15 protein-coding genes and 1 riboswitch are annotated in these 15,815 nt (G+C 60.8%); of the genes, 11 read left to right on the top strand and 4 right to left on the bottom strand.

What is annotated here, in order from left to right:
- Position 1 precedes the first annotated feature (1 nt).
- Both nrfD and E7002_RS09215 read left to right on the top strand, forming a co-directional pair.
- The gene (gene nrfD / locus E7002_RS09220) at positions 2–880 is read left to right on the top strand and encodes an NrfD/PsrC family molybdoenzyme membrane anchor subunit (RefSeq protein ID WP_303728615.1); all 879 of its coding nucleotides are present in this window, start codon (positions 2–4) and stop codon (positions 878–880) included.
- Positions 881–1,072: 192 nt separating this feature from the next.
- Positions 1,073–1,606 (top strand): flavin reductase family protein, encoded by a 534-nt coding sequence (locus tag E7002_RS09215; protein WP_303728614.1) that lies wholly within the window; start codon positions 1,073–1,075, stop codon positions 1,604–1,606.
- Positions 1,607–1,768: 162 nt separating this feature from the next.
- Here E7002_RS09215 and E7002_RS09210 read toward each other — a convergent pair whose 3' ends face one another.
- On the bottom strand, positions 1,769–2,863 hold the full coding sequence (locus E7002_RS09210; RefSeq protein WP_303728613.1) for a zinc ribbon domain-containing protein: 1,095 nt from the start codon (positions 2,861–2,863) through the stop codon (positions 1,769–1,771).
- A gap of 167 nt (positions 2,864–3,030) precedes the next feature.
- Positions 3,031–3,164: riboswitch (FMN riboswitch) on the top strand.
- 163 nt (positions 3,165–3,327) lie between these two features.
- Between E7002_RS09210 and ribD the strand changes: the two genes are divergently transcribed.
- From ribD to E7002_RS09185, 5 genes are all read left to right on the top strand, one after another.
- Complete coding sequence (gene ribD / locus E7002_RS09205) at positions 3,328–4,542, top strand: bifunctional diaminohydroxyphosphoribosylaminopyrimidine deaminase/5-amino-6-(5-phosphoribosylamino)uracil reductase RibD (protein WP_303728612.1); 1,215 nt, start codon at positions 3,328–3,330, stop codon at positions 4,540–4,542.
- On the top strand, positions 4,542–5,249 hold the full coding sequence (locus tag E7002_RS09200; protein ID WP_303728611.1) for a riboflavin synthase: 708 nt from the start codon (positions 4,542–4,544) through the stop codon (positions 5,247–5,249). Before ribD ends, E7002_RS09200 begins: the two co-directional genes overlap by 1 nt.
- 46 nt (positions 5,250–5,295) lie before the next feature.
- Entirely contained in the window at positions 5,296–6,516 is a 1,221-nt protein-coding gene (locus E7002_RS09195) for a bifunctional 3,4-dihydroxy-2-butanone-4-phosphate synthase/GTP cyclohydrolase II (protein ID WP_303728609.1), read from the top strand.
- Between the two features lie 45 nt (positions 6,517–6,561).
- Entirely contained in the window at positions 6,562–7,029 is a 468-nt protein-coding gene (gene ribE / locus E7002_RS09190; RefSeq protein ID WP_177168493.1) for a 6,7-dimethyl-8-ribityllumazine synthase, read from the top strand.
- Between the two features lie 110 nt (positions 7,030–7,139).
- Positions 7,140–7,811 (top strand): HAD family hydrolase, encoded by a 672-nt coding sequence (locus tag E7002_RS09185; protein ID WP_303728607.1) that lies wholly within the window; start codon positions 7,140–7,142, stop codon positions 7,809–7,811.
- Between the two features lie 820 nt (positions 7,812–8,631).
- Here E7002_RS09185 and E7002_RS09180 read toward each other — a convergent pair.
- From E7002_RS09180 to E7002_RS09170, 3 genes are all read right to left on the bottom strand, one after another.
- The gene (locus tag E7002_RS09180) at positions 8,632–9,264 is read right to left on the bottom strand and encodes a GyrI-like domain-containing protein (RefSeq protein ID WP_303728606.1); all 633 of its coding nucleotides are present in this window, start codon (positions 9,262–9,264) and stop codon (positions 8,632–8,634) included.
- Between the two features lie 234 nt (positions 9,265–9,498).
- Positions 9,499–10,719 (bottom strand): LL-diaminopimelate aminotransferase, encoded by a 1,221-nt coding sequence (locus E7002_RS09175; RefSeq protein ID WP_303728605.1) that lies wholly within the window; start codon positions 10,717–10,719, stop codon positions 9,499–9,501.
- A gap of 174 nt (positions 10,720–10,893) precedes the next feature.
- On the bottom strand, positions 10,894–12,543 hold the full coding sequence (locus E7002_RS09170) for a hypothetical protein (protein ID WP_303728604.1): 1,650 nt from the start codon (positions 12,541–12,543) through the stop codon (positions 10,894–10,896).
- A 132-nt stretch (positions 12,544–12,675) separates the two neighbouring features.
- Here E7002_RS09170 and E7002_RS09165 point away from each other — a divergent pair, with 132 nt between their 5' ends.
- The 4 genes from E7002_RS09165 to yihA all read left to right on the top strand — a co-directional run bounded on the left by E7002_RS09165 (position 12,676) and on the right by yihA (position 15,781).
- Positions 12,676–12,939, top strand: coding sequence for a YhdT family protein (locus tag E7002_RS09165; protein ID WP_066663911.1), 264 nt, complete (start codon positions 12,676–12,678; stop codon positions 12,937–12,939).
- Entirely contained in the window at positions 12,932–14,425 is a 1,494-nt protein-coding gene (gene panF / locus E7002_RS09160) for a sodium/pantothenate symporter (RefSeq protein ID WP_303728603.1), read from the top strand. The genes E7002_RS09165 and panF overlap by 8 nt, the downstream gene beginning before the upstream one ends.
- Before the next feature lie 78 nt (positions 14,426–14,503).
- Positions 14,504–15,175, top strand: coding sequence for a hypothetical protein (locus E7002_RS09155; RefSeq protein WP_303728602.1), 672 nt, complete (start codon positions 14,504–14,506; stop codon positions 15,173–15,175).
- Positions 15,176–15,184: 9 nt separating this feature from the next.
- Positions 15,185–15,781, top strand: coding sequence for a ribosome biogenesis GTP-binding protein YihA/YsxC (yihA, locus tag E7002_RS09150; RefSeq protein WP_303728601.1), 597 nt, complete (start codon positions 15,185–15,187; stop codon positions 15,779–15,781).
- The last annotated feature ends 34 nt before the right edge of the window (positions 15,782–15,815 follow it).

Raw genomic sequence — 15,815 nt, 5'->3', positions numbered from 1 at the left:
GATGCAATTTGAACCTGTATGGGGCATTCCCATCGCGCTCTACCTGTTTCTGGCTGGCCTGGGTGGCGGTGCGTTCATCACCTCGGCCTTCGTGGCGTGGAAACATCCGCATGCCGTAACTACGCGTCGCATCGGGCATTTCATCGCCCCCGTGGTGGTGGCCATTGGCCTGGTGCTGCTCATGGTCGACGCGAAGGGCGGCCTGTTGAACCCGTGGCGCTTCGCACTGCTGATCCACAATGTGGGGTCGGTAATGACCTGGGGCGTCTACTTCCTTGCCGTTTTCGAGGTCATCGCCCTGGTCGTCGCGTTTCTCGAGATTCGCAAGATCGACATTCCGCGCTGGCTCGACCTGGTGGGCGTCGTGTTCGCCGTTTGCGTGGGTGCCTACACGGGCTGCCTGCTGGGTGTGGTGAAGACGTATCCGCTATGGAACAACGCGATCCTTCCCGTGCTGTTCCTGGTATCGGCGGTTTCCACGGGCGCTGCCGCAGTGGTGCTGGGCTCGCTAATCAAGGCTCCCCAGGAAGCCGAATCGCTGCCCGCGCTGAAGCGCGCCCATTATTGGCTGCCCATCGTGGAGCTGGTGCTGGTGGTGGCAATGCTGTTCATCGTGAATTCCTCCGGCGATACGGCTCATGCCACGGTATCGAACCTGGTAGCTGGCTCGTTCGCGCCCGCGTTCTGGATTGCGTTCGTGCTTGCGGGCCTGGTGTTGCCGGCGATCATCGAAACCTTCGAGCTGTTTGTGAACACGGGCGCCCCCTCCCGCACCCTGGACATGGGCAGCGAGGCCGGCGTGCTCATCGGCGGCTTTGCGCTGCGTGCGCTCATCGTGCTCGCTGCGCTTCCTGCCACCATTGTGGTCTCCTTTGCCTAATTCGCTAGGCGCCTCCCCTGGGTGAGCACCTGTTCCTCCCAAATGCGCGCGGACGTTCCCTACGTCCGCGTGCATTTTTCGTTTCTGCGTGGCGTGTTGCGTGGCAAACGTTTTTTGGCGGGTGGGACGTTTATACTAAACGGCGGAATATCTGCATGCGCCCTTATAGGCGCAGTTGAATAGGAGGCCCGTATGGCTCGTACGCTTGATTTTCCCGGTTATGCCAGCGATGTGATTCGCGCGTTCTTCAACGGCGGCGTATTGCTAACCACCAAGGCTGACGATGTGGTGAATAGCATGACCATCGGCTGGGGTTCCGTTGGCATGGAATGGAACAAGCCCATCTTCACGGCGTACATTCGCGAGGGTCGCCATACGGTAAGCCTGCTCGAAAAGAACCCCGAGTTCACCATCAGCGTTCCGAAGGGTCCTGCCGCCAAGGAAATCCTGAACATCTGCGGTTCGCGTTCGGGTCGTGACGTGAACAAGATCGAGGAATCTGGCATACAGCTGGTCGAGCCGCGTGTTGTCAGCGTGCCCGCCGTGGCGCAGCTGCCGCTTACGCTGGAATGCCGCGTGCTCTACACGCAGGCGCAGGAAATCGACCGCATGCTTCCCGACGAGCAGAAGTGGTATCCGCAGGACAAGCCCAGCACGTTCGTGGGCGCGAACAAGGACACGCATATCGCCTACTACGCCGAGATCGTCGACGCGTATTTGCTGTAGCGTCTGCGCCGCATGGTGCGTCGGGTTTTGGCGTAATCGTCGTACCGCGTATGGTGCGTCGGGTTTTGCGTAACGCTGCATTGACATGACAAACCGGGCTGCCCGCATGTGCTGGCAGCCCGGCTTTCGTTTGTGCGTATGCCTGCGCTGTTGTGGCCTGGGCTAGTGTGCGACCGTGAGGTCGCCCGGGGTCAAGCTCACCATGATTTCCGAGGCGATGTCCATTTCGTCGGTGTTGTCCGACTGTAGGGGGAAGTCGATATCGACTTCAACGATGGACCCGTCTCCCACGTAGGCAGCGTATACGTATTCCTTCGTGCTGTCGTACTGATACAGCATCCACAGGTTGTCGATGTTCTGGGTGCTAGCGCTGGTCGAGCCATTCCACCAGCCTTCTTCCAGCTGGCTGCCGTCCAGGCCGTTCGTGTTGTTGAATCCGAAGACCTTCACGGTCATGTTGTATTCGGAGTTGAAGTACGTGGCGCCGTCACCGTTAGCCGATTCGCTCAGCAACGTAAATCCGGCCGGTAGGGTGCAGCTGTACCCATAGCGGGTGTTGGAGTAGTTGATGGCCGACGAGCTGGAGCTAGAGCCCGACGAGCCACTGCCGGAAGAGCCGGAATTGCCCGAACTACCGGAATTGCCCGAGTTCGAGGAGCCGGAATTGGATGAGCCGGAATTGCCCGAGTTCGAGGAGTTTCCCGAATTCTTGTTGTCGCTCGAGCTGCCCGAATTGGTGTTTGGCTGAGTGCTTGTGACGGCGCTTTGCGTGGCGCTCGTCGCGGCCAGGTTCGTAAGGCTGCTCATCATGCTGGTGACGAAGAAGATCGAGGCGGCAACGTAAACCGCAAACAGAACGGTGACGACGACCTTGACCGCCTTTTCCCATTTGCATGTCTTCATCCACATGAGGATGAGGCCCACGGGCCAGAAGAAGATGAGGAAGAGAATGATGACCCAGGTCTTGCCGTACCAGGGTTCCGTAGCCGCGGGTGGGACGGTTCCCGGAGGCGTGTAGCCTGGCGTTGGGGTGGTTGGCGTACCAGCTGCGTTTGCCTGACTGGCGGCGCCCACGGGAGGTATGACGGCGGTGGGCTCCACGGGCGCAGTGGCAGGTGTCGAGGTTTCTAGGGGCTGTCCGTATTGGGGAGTTTGCCCTGTTTGCGGGCTTGCTTCTGGTGTTTCGAGCGGCTTGCCGCACGAGGGGCAGAACTTCGATCCGTCGGCAACGGATGCGTTACAGTGCGGGCAGAACATGATGACTCCCTTCCCCCTGAAAGTTATGCCGTGGGCGCATGACGCCACGAAACGGCACCTTAACGCCATCAATTATGGCATGTTCGTAATGGTCTCTCAAGAATCCTATTGCAAACGAAAATAGGTCTTGCGCGGCATGGGGCGCTTGGCCTATAGTGCTCCCCAAGATATCTGTTCAGGGCGAGGTGAAATTCCTCACTGGCGGTAAGGGGCGCAAGCCCTAAGTCCGCGACCCGCGCAAGCGGCTGATCTGGTGAGAATCCAGGACCAACGGTTACAGTCCGGATGGAAGAACGGAAACTGAAGCGCGACGTATGTCGTGCTGTACATGCCGTAGTGGCATGTCTTTCGGTTGCTACGCCCGTCAGGTTTCTGGCGGGCGTTTTTCATGTCCGCTTACCTGCACGAATACGCGTGTGGGCGGTATGGCGGGCGGGGCCCGCTTGGCAACGAAAGGACATGCGATGGCAAACGATTCCTCCAGCTTGCATCGTATCGAGGCGGTTGCGTCCGTGGTGCGTGACGCTGCGGCGGGCATTGCTCGTGGCGTGCAGCGTTCCGCCGATGAGCGCTTCATGGCGCAGGCCGTCGAGCTTGCGCGGTCCGCTGCGGGTTGGACGAATCCGAATCCGCTGGTAGGTGCCGTAGTCGTGAAGGCCGGTCGCGTGATTGGCGCTGGATGCCACGAGCGTTTTGGCGAAGCCCATGCGGAGCGTAATGCGCTTGCGGCCTGCGTGGCGGCGGGGGAGGACCCCGCGGGTGCGACCGTGTATGTCACGTTGGAGCCGTGCAGCCATACGGGGCATCAGCCCCCGTGTGCCGACGCGTTGGTAGACGCGGGTGTCTCGCGCGTGGTAATTGGCAGTCGCGACCCGAATCCCCTGGTAAGTGGCCGAGGTGTGGCGCGCTTGCGTGCGGCGGGCATTCGGGTCGACCAGGATTGCCTGCGTTCGGAATGCGATACGCTCAATCCCGCGTTCTTCCACTACATCACGCGCCGTCGTCCGTACGTGGTGGCCAAGTGGGCCATGACGGCCGACGGGAAGATTACCACATCCACGGGTGATGCCCGCTGGGTGTCGGGCGAGGAGTCGCGTGCCGACGTGCATGAACTTCGTCATCGCCTGGCGTCCATCTGTGTCGGCGTGAACACCGTGCTGGCCGATGATCCCTTGCTCACGTGCCGTCGCGCGGGCGAATCGCGTCAGCCCCTGCGCGTGATCGTGGATAGCAACCTGCGTATTCCGCTGGAAAGCGCGCTCGTGCGCACGGCACGTGAGGTGCCCGTGCTGGTTGCCTATGCGGCCGACTCCCATGGAAAACGCGAGGCGTTGGAGGCCGCGGGCATCAGGCTTGCGTGCCTGCCTGCCGCCGATGGGCGCGTCGATTTCGCGGCGCTTCTTGATTACCTGGGCGAACGCGAGGTCGACTCGATGCTTCTGGAGGGTGGCGCCACGTTGTTGGCGAGTGCCTTTGCAGGCGGGTTCGTGAACGAGGCGATTGCGTACGTTGCCCCCAAGATTGTGGGCGGCGACGCCAAGACGCCGGTGGCGGGCTTGGGCGTGGAGCTCATGGCGAACGCCCTGCCGCTAGGTGCGCCGCGCGTCGAGGTGTTGGGTTCCGATGTCAAGCTTACGTATTCCCTGATGCAGCCTTCGCGGGCGGAAGGAGATAGGTAATGTTCACGGGCATTGTAGAGGAAGTGGGCTCGGTTCGGCGCATGCCTCCGCGGGGCCAGGCGGGCAAGATCGTCATTGCGTGCCGCGCCGTCCTAGAGGGAACGCGCATCGGCGACAGCATTGCCACGAATGGCGTGTGCCTTACCGTGACGGCTATGGGCGCCGACGAGTTCAGCGCCGATGTCATGCCGCAAACGCTGAGCGCGTCCAACCTGGGCGAACTTGTGCCTGGAAGCCTCGTCGACTTGGAGCGCGCCATGCCGGCGAACGGGCGGTTCGGCGGTCATGTCGTGTCGGGGCACATCGATGGCGTGGGCACGATCGTGCAGCGTCGTGCCGAGGAAAACGCCGTGCGCGTACGCATTCGCACCGAGCCGCGCATCACGGCGCTCGTGGTTCCGCAGGGCTCCATCGCCATCGATGGCATCAGCCTGACCGTTGCCAGCGTTCAGGGCAACGAGTTCGAGGTGTCTGTCATTCCGCACACTGGTGCCCAGACGGTACTGCTGAGGAAACGCCCGGGTGACACGGTCAATCTGGAAAACGACATGCTGGGCAAGTACGTGCAAAAGCTGTTGGGTGGCGCGGCAGGCGGCATGCCTGCGGCCGACGCACCTGCAACTCCGCTCGCGTCTGCGCAGGCAGACGGCTCGAGCGGCCGCCCGTCGGGCCTCACGATGGAATTTCTCGCGCGCAACGGATTCTAACCGCGCGTCATTTGGAATCAACTTCTTCAAGGAGAGAGGAACTCATATGGAACTGAACACCGTAGCAGAGGCGATTGCCGAACTGCAGATGGGCCACCTGATCATGGTGGTGGACGACCCCGATCGCGAAAACGAGGGCGACCTGATCTGCGCGGCGGAATTCGCCACGCAGGCGAACGTGAACTTTATGGCGTCGCAGGCCAAGGGTCTTATTTGCATGCCCATGAGCCAGGAGCTCGCCCATAAGCTTAACTTCCAGCAAATGGTTTCCGAGAACACCGACAATCACGAGACTGCGTTCACCGTGTCTATCGACCACGTGGAGACCACGACGGGCATTTCGGCGGCCGAGCGCAGCCTGACGGCTATGAAGTGCGTCGATCCTGCGGCGCGTCCCGAGGATTTCCGCAGGCCTGGGCATATGTTCCCCTTGGTGGCCAAGCGCGGTGGCGTGCTGGAGCGCAACGGGCACACCGAGGCGACGGTCGACCTGCTGCGTCATGCTGGCATGGCGCAGTGCGGCCTGTGCTGCGAGATCATGCGCGAGGATGGCACTATGATGCGCACGAGCGAGCTGGTCGAAAAGGCTCGCGAATGGGGACTGTGCCTTATCTCCATCAAGCAGCTGCAGGATTATTGCCGTGTGCACGATAACCATATGCGCGAGGCTGCTACGGCCAAGTTGCCCACGCAGTATGGCGAGTTCCAGATTCACGGCTTCGTGAACGACATCACGGGCGAGGAGCACGTTGCCCTGGTGAAGGGCGAGATTGGCGACGGCTGTAACGTGCTGTGCCGCGTGCATTCCGAATGCCTGACGGGCGATGTGTTCGGTAGCCAGCGCTGCGATTGCGGCGACCAGCTGCATAGCGCTCTCAAGCAGATCGAGACCGAGGGTCGTGGCGTGCTGCTGTACATGCGTCAGGAAGGTCGCGGCATTGGCCTGATCAACAAGATTCGAGCATATGCGCTGCAGGAGCAGGGCATGGATACGGTAGAGGCCAACGTGGCGTTGGGGTTCAAGCCCGACCTGCGCGAATACTGGTCGGGGGCGCAGATTCTGCGCAACTTGGGCTGCCGTAGCATTCGTCTGCTCACCAACAATCCCGAAAAGGTGTATGGCCTGGGCGATTTCAACTTGGAGATCGTGGAGCGCGTGCCCATCGAAATCGAGCCGCAGGAGCACGACCGTGCGTATCTACAGACGAAGCGCGAGAAGATGGGCCACGTGTTCGAGAGCATTCTTCAAGAGCCCGCATTGGTGTAAGCGTGGGAAATAAGCGGCTATAAGGATCAACAGGAGGAAACCAACATGGCAATTAACGTAATCGAGGGTAAGGTCGTAAACGAGAATCTGCGCGTGGGCATTGTGGTGGCGCGCTTCAACGAGTTCATCACCGGCAAGCTGCTGGAGGGCGCCATCGATGGCCTGGTGCGCCACAACGTGCCCGAGGAGAACATTACGGCCGCCTGGGTGCCGGGCGCGTTCGAGATTCCCCTGGTGGCGCAGCGCATGGCCGAAAGCGGCAAGTTCGACGCGGTTATTTGCCTGGGCGCGGTGATTCGTGGCGCTACCAGCCATTACGATGTGGTCTGCAACGAGGTCTCGAAGGGCATTGCCCAGGTGTCGCTGAAAGCTGGCATCCCCGTTATGATGGGCGTGCTTACCACCGATACCATCGAGCAGGCCATCGAGCGTGCCGGCAGCAAGGTGGGCAACAAGGGCAGCGAGTGCGCGCTGGGGGCCATCGAGCTTTGCAATGTCATGGGGCAAATTTAGCGTTTTGCGATAGCGGCGCTGTTTGCGCGTTGCATCGTTTAGGGTAGAGCTACGGGGCAATCGGCTGGCCGGTTGCCCCGTTTGCTTACGTGCGTTCGAGAGGAGCGGGCATGAAGCCCTCCACGTTGGTTTTTGATTATGACGGCACGCTGCATGACAGCATGTACGTGTATGCCAATGCGTTTCCCGCGGGATACCAGACGCTGGTTGATGCGGGGAAGGCTCGTCCGCGCACGTTCGCACGCGAGGAATTGGAGCGCAACCTGGGCTTGAACGTATTCGAGGCCTGGGCGCGCCTGGCGCCCGAGATTCCGTGGGAGGTGGCCGAGCCGGCGGCGCTGCACGTGAAGGATGTCATGCTCCAGGCTGTGGCGGCGGGCAAGGCGCGGCTGTACGATGGCGTTCCTCAGATGCTCGATGCCGTGAAGGCGGCAGGGCATACGCTGGTGTTTCTGAGTAATTGCGCGACGGAGTATCAGGAGGCCGCGCGCAAGGCGTTTGGCTTGGACCAGTGGTTTTCCGGGTATTACAACGCTCAGCAGTTCGATTACGCGCCCAAGGAAGAGATCTTCAAGTCCATCGAGCGTGACTTCGAGGGGCCGTTTATTGCCATTGGCGATAGGCATAAGGATATTGCCTTGTCAGCGGCGCATAGCTTGCCATGCATTGGCTGCCTGTATGGCTTTGGCACGCCCGAAGAGCTGGCGGATGCCACCGAGCTCGCGCATGCGCCCGCGGATATTCCCGCGCTCGTGGCGCGCATCGAGACTGCTCGCGTGTAGCGGGGGCGTGCACGGACGGCAGTGGCGTTCGTGCAGGCGGCGCGGCCGTGCATGCGGGGTGTCGCGCACGTGGTGGTATGGCGTGGTTGCGCGTGTCAAATTTCCTTAGTAATTCGCCTGGGAGAACCGTTTTGGCAAAAAGCGCTGCTCTCATGTAAAAAATTCGTCGCTGTACAGGTGACATGGGCCGCAATTGGAGTCGTTTGGCGGCGGCAAAGGTGCAACGCGTAGGAAATGCTGGCATATCCCCAGTTCGCGAGCATCTCGGTGGTGTGAATGAGTTGGCTCGTACGCTGGTGAACCTGTACAGCGGCAAATTTTTTACAAAGCGAGCGCCGATTTTGCCGAGCGGGGTCTCCAGCGTGGAAATCGGGGCGCATCATGCCCCCTCTTCGTGTGTAGCGGGATGGCGCCGACCTGCGTAATTGGTCGCGCGGATGGTGAAATGGGTTCGTTCGGTCGCGCTCGGCAGGAAAATGAGCAAATTTGGCCGACTAAATGTAAGAAATGTCGCCGTTTACACGTTAATGAGCTCTTGATGAGGGCGATTCGGGCTTCAGATGGCTTGTTTGGGCGTTACGAGAGCGTATTGTCCCAGGTCGCGATTTTGCCTTACGGAGAGTGTCGCCTCCGCGGGCTCTCGCGACGTGTAAACGGCGACATTTTTTACAAAAGCATCGCTGATTTTGCCCAATTTGGTCTTTGCGGTGACGGAAGCCGCTGCGGGCGTTGTTGCTCGCTGCGGGATGGCGCACCCGTTGCCTGTGTTGGCCAGCACGCGGGGCTTTTCCGTGCGTGCCGGGTGGGCAAGTCCCTACGACTATGCCTTGCAAACGGGGTGGCGCACGACGGTCTTTAGCTTCTCGGGTTTGGCCTTGTTTGGGTCGGAGAGGTAGATCTCGTGGTGCCTGCGGTCGTCCGAGAAGTCGAGTTCGTAGCCCTGTGATGCTGCGAACTCGTGCATGAGGTCGATGGTTGCGGGTTCGTTATCGTAGGGGCCAATGTGCATGCATTGGACGCAGGTGCCCTCGTTTAGGTCGATGAGATGCACATGCGAGAGGTTGAGCTTCTTCTTTGCGGTGGCGGCTTCGATTGCCCAGGCGAACTGGGTGTCATCGACGAATTCCGGTACGCGTATGGCCGAGATCCAATGGAAGGTTGACTTGTTGGCGTAGTCGACGCCGGCGATGCCGGGCTGCCACCAGAAACCCTCCAGCGGCGGGACGACGTATTCGTAGAAGCCGGGGATGACGTGGTCGGTTTTGTAGCTCATTTTCAGCGTGTAGGCCACGGCGTAGAGCGCTCTCACGGCAATTGAGTATGCGCCGTTTTCTTCGTTTGGGTCGCCCGATCCCTCTATGGCGATGAAGCGCATGTTTGGCACGTCGACAATGGTCGGTTTCGTCTTGGGCTGGTATAGGTCGCGGTATTCCTTCTTGAAGTCGAATGCCATGGCGTGCCCTCCCTTGTGAGCGGATTACGTCGTATAGGTTGTATATCAGGTGCCGCGTGGGTTGGCAATGGGGGTGCTGGTGGTTGGTGTCCGATTGCTGATAATGTCTGCTTGACGATTGGGCGTTGGCTGTCTAATTCTTTGTTATTTTCCGGTCGGGAATAAAACAAACCCCGCGCGCGCCGAAGGTTGGCGCGGGCGGGGTTGCGTTTGCGGGTTGTTTGCGGCGCTCGTTTACAGCTCCAGCTGAGCGATGCGCTGCATGGCTTCCTTGGTTGCCTCGGCGTCGCCGAAGGCGGTAAGACGGATGTAGCCTTCGCCCGAGGGGCCGAAGCCCGCACCCGGCGTGGTGATGATGTTCGCCTTGGTCAGCAGCAGGTCGAAGAACTCCCAGGAGCCCATGCCCTCGGGCGTCTTGCACCAGACGTACGGGCTGTTCACAGCACCGAATACGGTGAAGCCAGCGGCCTCCAGGCCTTCCTTGATTACGCGTGCATTCGCGCGGTAGTAATCGAGCGTGTCCTCGATTTGCTGCTTGCCTTCGGGTGTGTAGATGGCCGCAGCGCCACGCTGGATGATGTAGCTTGCGCCGTTGAACTTCGTGGTCTGACGGCGGTTCCACATGGCGTTCAGACTCTGGCCGTCGCGCACCAGGTCCTTCGGCACCACGGTGTAACCGCAGCGTGCGCCGGTGAAGCCGGCCGTCTTCGAGAACGAACGGAACTCGATGGCGCAGGTCTTGGCACCGGGTACCTCGAAGATGCTGTGCGGCACGTTCTCTTCGGTGATGAAGCGCTCGTATGCGGCGTCGAACAGGATGATCGAGTCGTGCTCGTTGGCGTAGTCGACCCAGACCTTCAGCTGGTCGAAGTTGAGGACGGTGCCCGTGGGGTTGTTGGGCGAGCACAGGTAGATGATGTCGGCGTCGCGCTCGGGCAGGGCGGGGCAGAAGCCGTTCTCTGCGGTGGTGGGCATGTAGACGATGTTCGTCCAGTTCTGGGCGGCTTCGTCGTAGTCGCCTGCGCGGCCGGCCATGGCGTTAGTGTCCACGTACACGGGGTAGACGGGGTCGCATACGGCAACCACGTTGTCCACGTCGAACAGGTCGCCGATATTGCCGCAGTCGCTCTTGGCGCCGTCGGAGACGAAGATCTCGTCGGCGGCGATGTCGACGCCGCGGGCGGCGAAGTCGTTCTCGACGATGGCGTTGCGCAGGAAGTCGTAGCCCTGCTCGGGGCCGTAGCCGTGGAAGTTCTCGCTGGTGGACATGTCGTTGACGGCGTCGTGCATGGCTTCCAGTACTGCGGGAACCAGCGGGCGCGTGACGTCGCCGATGCCCATCTTGATCATCTTCGCGTCGGGGTGCTCTTCCATGTAGCGCGCCGTGCGGTGGGCGATTTCGGTGAACAGATAGCTGCCGGGCAGCTTGGCGTAATTTGCGTTGACTTTGGCCATGCGGGCTCCTTCCGCGTGTTCGCTTTTTGTTGGCGCCCATTATAGGAGAACGCTACGTGCGTAAATCCCTCACGCGCTTTAGCCCATCAAAGTGACAGGGAATGGAAACGCCGCTGCAATCTTTGGCTAGATGCGCGCGGGGCTTGCCAGATGCTGTACGCGGGCCCATGTCCCTTACCCAAACGCCCCACGCGTGCTCGTGATCGCGCTTCGCACGTCGGCGGGGGTGCGCAACCTGCGCGCGACGGGGATGTCGCATACTTCTTCTATCAGGTCGGTTACGGGGGTGCGGTAGTTGAACAAATACCAGTTCTGCTGCAGGTGCATGCCCTCCATGTGCAGCAACGCGTCGGCCATGCCCGCAGCGTTGTATTGCCAGTTCGTGCGCCAGCGCAGCATACGCAGCGCCATGAACGCCGCGTAGCACACCAGGAAGTGCGCGCGAATGTGGTCGGCGTGCGGAACGGGGTAGGGCATGGGGCTGAAGTCGGCTTCCATGACCTGGAACGGCTCCGTAAGGCGCCAGAGCTCGCGGAATAGGTTGAAGATGCGCGCGGCGCTCAGGCGCGTTTCGCTCGTGATGGTGCAGGCGTACCCCTGACTGCGCAGTACCACTTCCTTGATGGTGAGGCTGGCCCCCGGGGCTGCGTGGTCGCTCGCGCTTGCCTTGCCGGCCGTGCTCACGGTGTCGTTCGTGGTCGCGTTTTCGTTTGCGCCCGAGTGCCCGTCCGCATCTACCTGGTCGTTTTGGCTTTGCGTCCCGCCGCTTTCGCTGCTCGGCTCGTTCAGCGCCCCATCTTCCCCCGCGCTCACCGTGCGCGTGCGTGACTTGATGCGGTACGTCCCCTTCTCGCTGCGCACGTAGCCATGCGCCGTGCTTGCCCATTCCGCCAGCTCGCTTCCTGCGTGAACGGGCTCGTAGAACACGAATCCGTCTCCTTGCGCGGAAAGCTCCAGCATCGCATTCCCCAAATGGGAAAGGCGACCCGCAATCACCACCACGCGCTGCAGTCCGTGTTCGCGTCGCCCCCAACTTGCCAGTTCGGCAAGTGCGCTAGCGTCGGGCTCGCCCTCCACCAGCTGGTAATCCAGCGGAATCCCCTCGGCATCCATGAGCATGCACATCCAGTGCGTCTCGCGCGCAGATTCGTGGGGCGTGCTACTCGCTGCGCTTGCGCCGTCGTTCTCCGGGCCTGCGGGATGCACATCGGTCGTAGGCGAAAAGGCAAAGGGCGCGCATGCCAAATACCCGCACGAGCGGTCGTAGGGGCGAATGTTTTCGCAGGCCACGCGCATGGCGCGGGTAAGCTGGGCGTCGTGGTGCGCAAAGCACACGAGTGCGGCGTACACGTTTTCGAACGAGAATGCGCATGTGCGCGGAAATGCTCCTCGGCGCTCCCATGATTCGCGCTTGGACGCCACGTGCATCATGCGCTCGGTGGCGAGCATCTCGAAGATGCGCCCCGCGGCATGCGGGAAGTGCTCGTGGCTGCAGCGAGCATTGAAGAATTGCTTCACACCCAGTGCGTCCAAGCATCCCAGCGCCACGGCCGAACCCAGGCGCATGGCCGGCGCATCGGTGTCGCCAATTTGGGCGTCTCGGGAAAACCGCAGTTCAATCTTTGCGTTCCCTTCGGCTTCTCGTTCGTTCAGCTCTGCAACGTAGGCGCGGAAGTGCTCGATAGGATTGTCGTAATCCCCCTCATACGCGTCGGCGTACCCGATGGTTTCCACGGTGCGCGTCTTGGTGGTGCCGTTCTCCCGATAGTTTTGCACCACGGAAAGGTACTGCCGCCCCTTGCGCTTTTGAATCTTCAGATGCACCGCTTGCTCCTTCGGGTTACCCACATACATTCAAAGCAATGGTAGTCGTTGTTGCGAGCCGATACAATCACCAAGTCACAGTGCTTGCGCAGGGGTTAGGCGCAAGCGCGCATATATGCAGGAGAGGATCGCATGACCTACAGGGAGAAATTACTCCAGGCAAACAAGGAGGCGAAAGCGACGGTAGTTGCGCTCTTCGCGACCATCGTGGTGTGGATCCTGCTGGGCTTTGGCCTTTCGGGGCTCGACGTGCAGCTGTTCCATACCCCCATCTGGATCATTGGAGGCACGGTGGGCACCTGGCTCTTTGCTATTGCCGTCGCCGTTTTCTTGGGCAAGAAGGTCTTCGCCGACTTCTCGCTCGACGATGCGGAAGGGGAGGCGCACCATGACTAACGAAGTCTTGGCAGGTCTGCTGCCCATTTCGCTGTTCTTGCTCGTTGCCCTTGCGGCGGCGATCTACGCGCGCCACGCTGCGCGCGCCACGAGTTCGGGCGGATTCGTTTCGGAATACTTCATCGGCAATCGCAGCCTGGGCGGTTTCGTGCTTGCCATGACCACCATTGCCACGTATGGCTCGGTGAGCTCGTTCGTGGGCGGCCCTGGTCAGGCGTGGAGCATCGGCTTCGGCTGGGTGTACATGGCTGGCGTGCAGGTGACCACGCTGTTCATCCTGTACGGCATCATGGGCAAGAAGATGGCTCTCATCAGCCGTCGCATTGGAGCGGTAACGGTGGTGGACGTCATTCGCGAGCGCTATCAGTCCAATGTGCTTGCGGGCGTTGCCGCGCTCATTATCGTGGTCTTCTTCGCGGCCACTATGGTCGCCCAGTTCGTGGGCGGCGCCAAGCTGTTCGAGGCGGTAACGGGCTATTCCTACAACATTGGCCTGTGCATCTTCGGCATTGCAGTCATCCTGTTCACCACGGTGGGCGGCTTCCGCGGCGTGGCCATCACCGACGCCCTGTGCGGCATTGTGATGCTCATTGGCATCGTGGTGTTGGCAGGTGGCATTCTTTCCGCAGGTGGCGGCTACGAGAACATCATGGACTCCATCGCCTCGAATCATCCGGAAATGCTCGAGCCCACGTCGGGCGGCAACATGCCCATCTCGCTGTACTTCACGCAGTGGCTGCTCGTAGGCATCTTCACGTTCTGCCTGCCGCAGTCGGTGGTGCGTTGCATGGGCTACAAGGATACGAAGTCGCTGCGCCGCGCCATGATCCTGGGCACCGTCATCATTGGCGCCATGATGATTGGCGTTACCGCCCTGGGCGTGCTTGCTGCCGGCATTCTGCCTGGTAGCCTGGCCGATTACGGCGGCAGCGTCGACAATATCATTCCGCAGGCCATCGTAAGCAGCCTGCCGCCTTGGCTTGCCGGCATCGCCATCGTGGGCCCCATCGCAGCCAGCATTTCCACGGTGTCGAGCCTGCTCATTGCCAGCTCTTCCGCCATCGTGAAGGACCTGTGGCTCCATCACAGCGAGCGCGCGGAAAAGCAGCCGTCTGACCGCACCATCGCTCGTGCGAGTCAGGTGGTAACGCTGGTCATCGGCGTTGTGGTATTCGTGCTCTCCATCGTGCCGCCCAGCGTGATCTGGAAGATCAACATGTTCGCGTTTGGCGGTTTGGAGACGGCGTTCTGCTGGGTATTCGTGGGCGCGCTGTTCTGGAAGCGCGCTAACAAGACGGGCGCTATCGCTAGCATGGCGGGTGGCACGTTCGCCTACTGCCTGTGCATGGCCATCGGGTTCAAGCCCTTCGGTCTGCATCAAATCGTCATTGGCATCACCGTGGCGTTCCTGCTCATGGTAATTGGTTCCTACCTGGGCAAACCTTCCGACGAGAAGCGCCTTGAGGCCTTCTTCCCGCAGCGCTAGATTGCGGCTTGGTGGCGGTACCGCATGGTGCCGCCACCTTCTGGTATCCTTCTAGCGAAACACAACGAAGGAGTACCAATGTCTGAAGTGAAGGCGAATCCGCCTTTCGATAGTTTTACGTTTACCCTGGTCCAGGTGGGGCGCGGGCGTTCGCTGTTCCGTATGCGCCGAACTGAAGAGAATCTGTACGAACTGCAGGTGGAACAGGGCGTGGGCAATCCTCCTGCCGTGCGCTTTACGCGCGAGATGAGCCAGGAAGCCGCACAGCGTTTCAAGGACGAGCTCGACGCGGCAGGTGTGTTCGGCTGGGAAGAGGAATATGCCGACACCGCCATCGACCACGGCATGAAGTGGAGCCTCTCGGTCGTATTCAAAGAAGGCGTATTCAGCATGCGCTCTCGTGGCGGGTCCCTTACGCCTCCGCATTTCGACGATTTGCTGGAAGCCATGTACAAGCTCGACCTGCCGCGCCCCGAGGCAGCCAGCCAGAGCGCGCAGCAGGGCATGCCCGATATGTCTGCGCTGTTTGGCGGTGCGGGCGCTCCGCAAGGGCTCGACCCCGAGGCGATCCGGCAGATGCAGGACATGCTGAGCGAGGCGCAGGCGAACCCCCAGGCATTCAAGGAAGACATGCAGCGCGAGTTCCGCTCGCTTCCCGCCGAACAGCAGAATCAGCTGCTCGACATGTTGGGCAATTTCGGCATGGCCTCGCGCTCGTGGTGGGAAAACTTCCTGCGCGGCGGAATGTAGGAGAACGCAATGGCTATTAACTATCAGCTTGCCAAATTTGTTACGTCGAACGCCAAAGCCGAGCAGGTGGCGCCTTCGGTGCGTCCCGAAATCTCGTTCGTGGGGCGTTCCAACGTGGGCAAGAGCTCGCTCATGAACAAGATCTTTCGCAGGAAAGACCTGGTAAAGGTAGGTGGAACGCCGGGTAAGACCAGGCAGATCAACTTCTTCAACGTGGGCGACGTCGATTTCGTCGACCTTCCGGGCTACGGCTATGCAAAGGTTTCGAAGGCCGAGATGGATGCCTGGCGCCCCCTTATCGAGGGCTACTTCACGCAGGACCGCAAGTATGCGCTCTGCGTGCTGCTGGTGGACATTCGTCACGACGCTAGCCCGCTCGACGTGCAGATGATCGAGTTCCTGCAGGCGAACGAGATTCCGTTCATGATTGCCTTCACGAAGTCCGACAAGCTTGGCACGAACAAGCGTCGTCAACAGGTGTCTTCGCTTTGCCGTCAGCTTGCCGTTGCGGGTGATGTGGTGGTTGTGCCATGCAGCTCGCATTCTGGCGATGGCGTGGATGACATACGCACGCTCATCGAAGACGCCGTCGCCCAGATGGCGTAGGGGAAACCCAGAAAGCAACGGCCCGCATCTGCGG

This window comes from Denitrobacterium detoxificans (genome assembly GCF_015062615.1).
Lineage (GTDB): Bacteria > Actinomycetota > Coriobacteriia > Coriobacteriales > Eggerthellaceae > Denitrobacterium > Denitrobacterium detoxificans_A.
The sequence above is the reverse complement of the archived record's forward strand: the minus strand, read 5'-3'. Positions and strand labels throughout refer to the sequence as shown.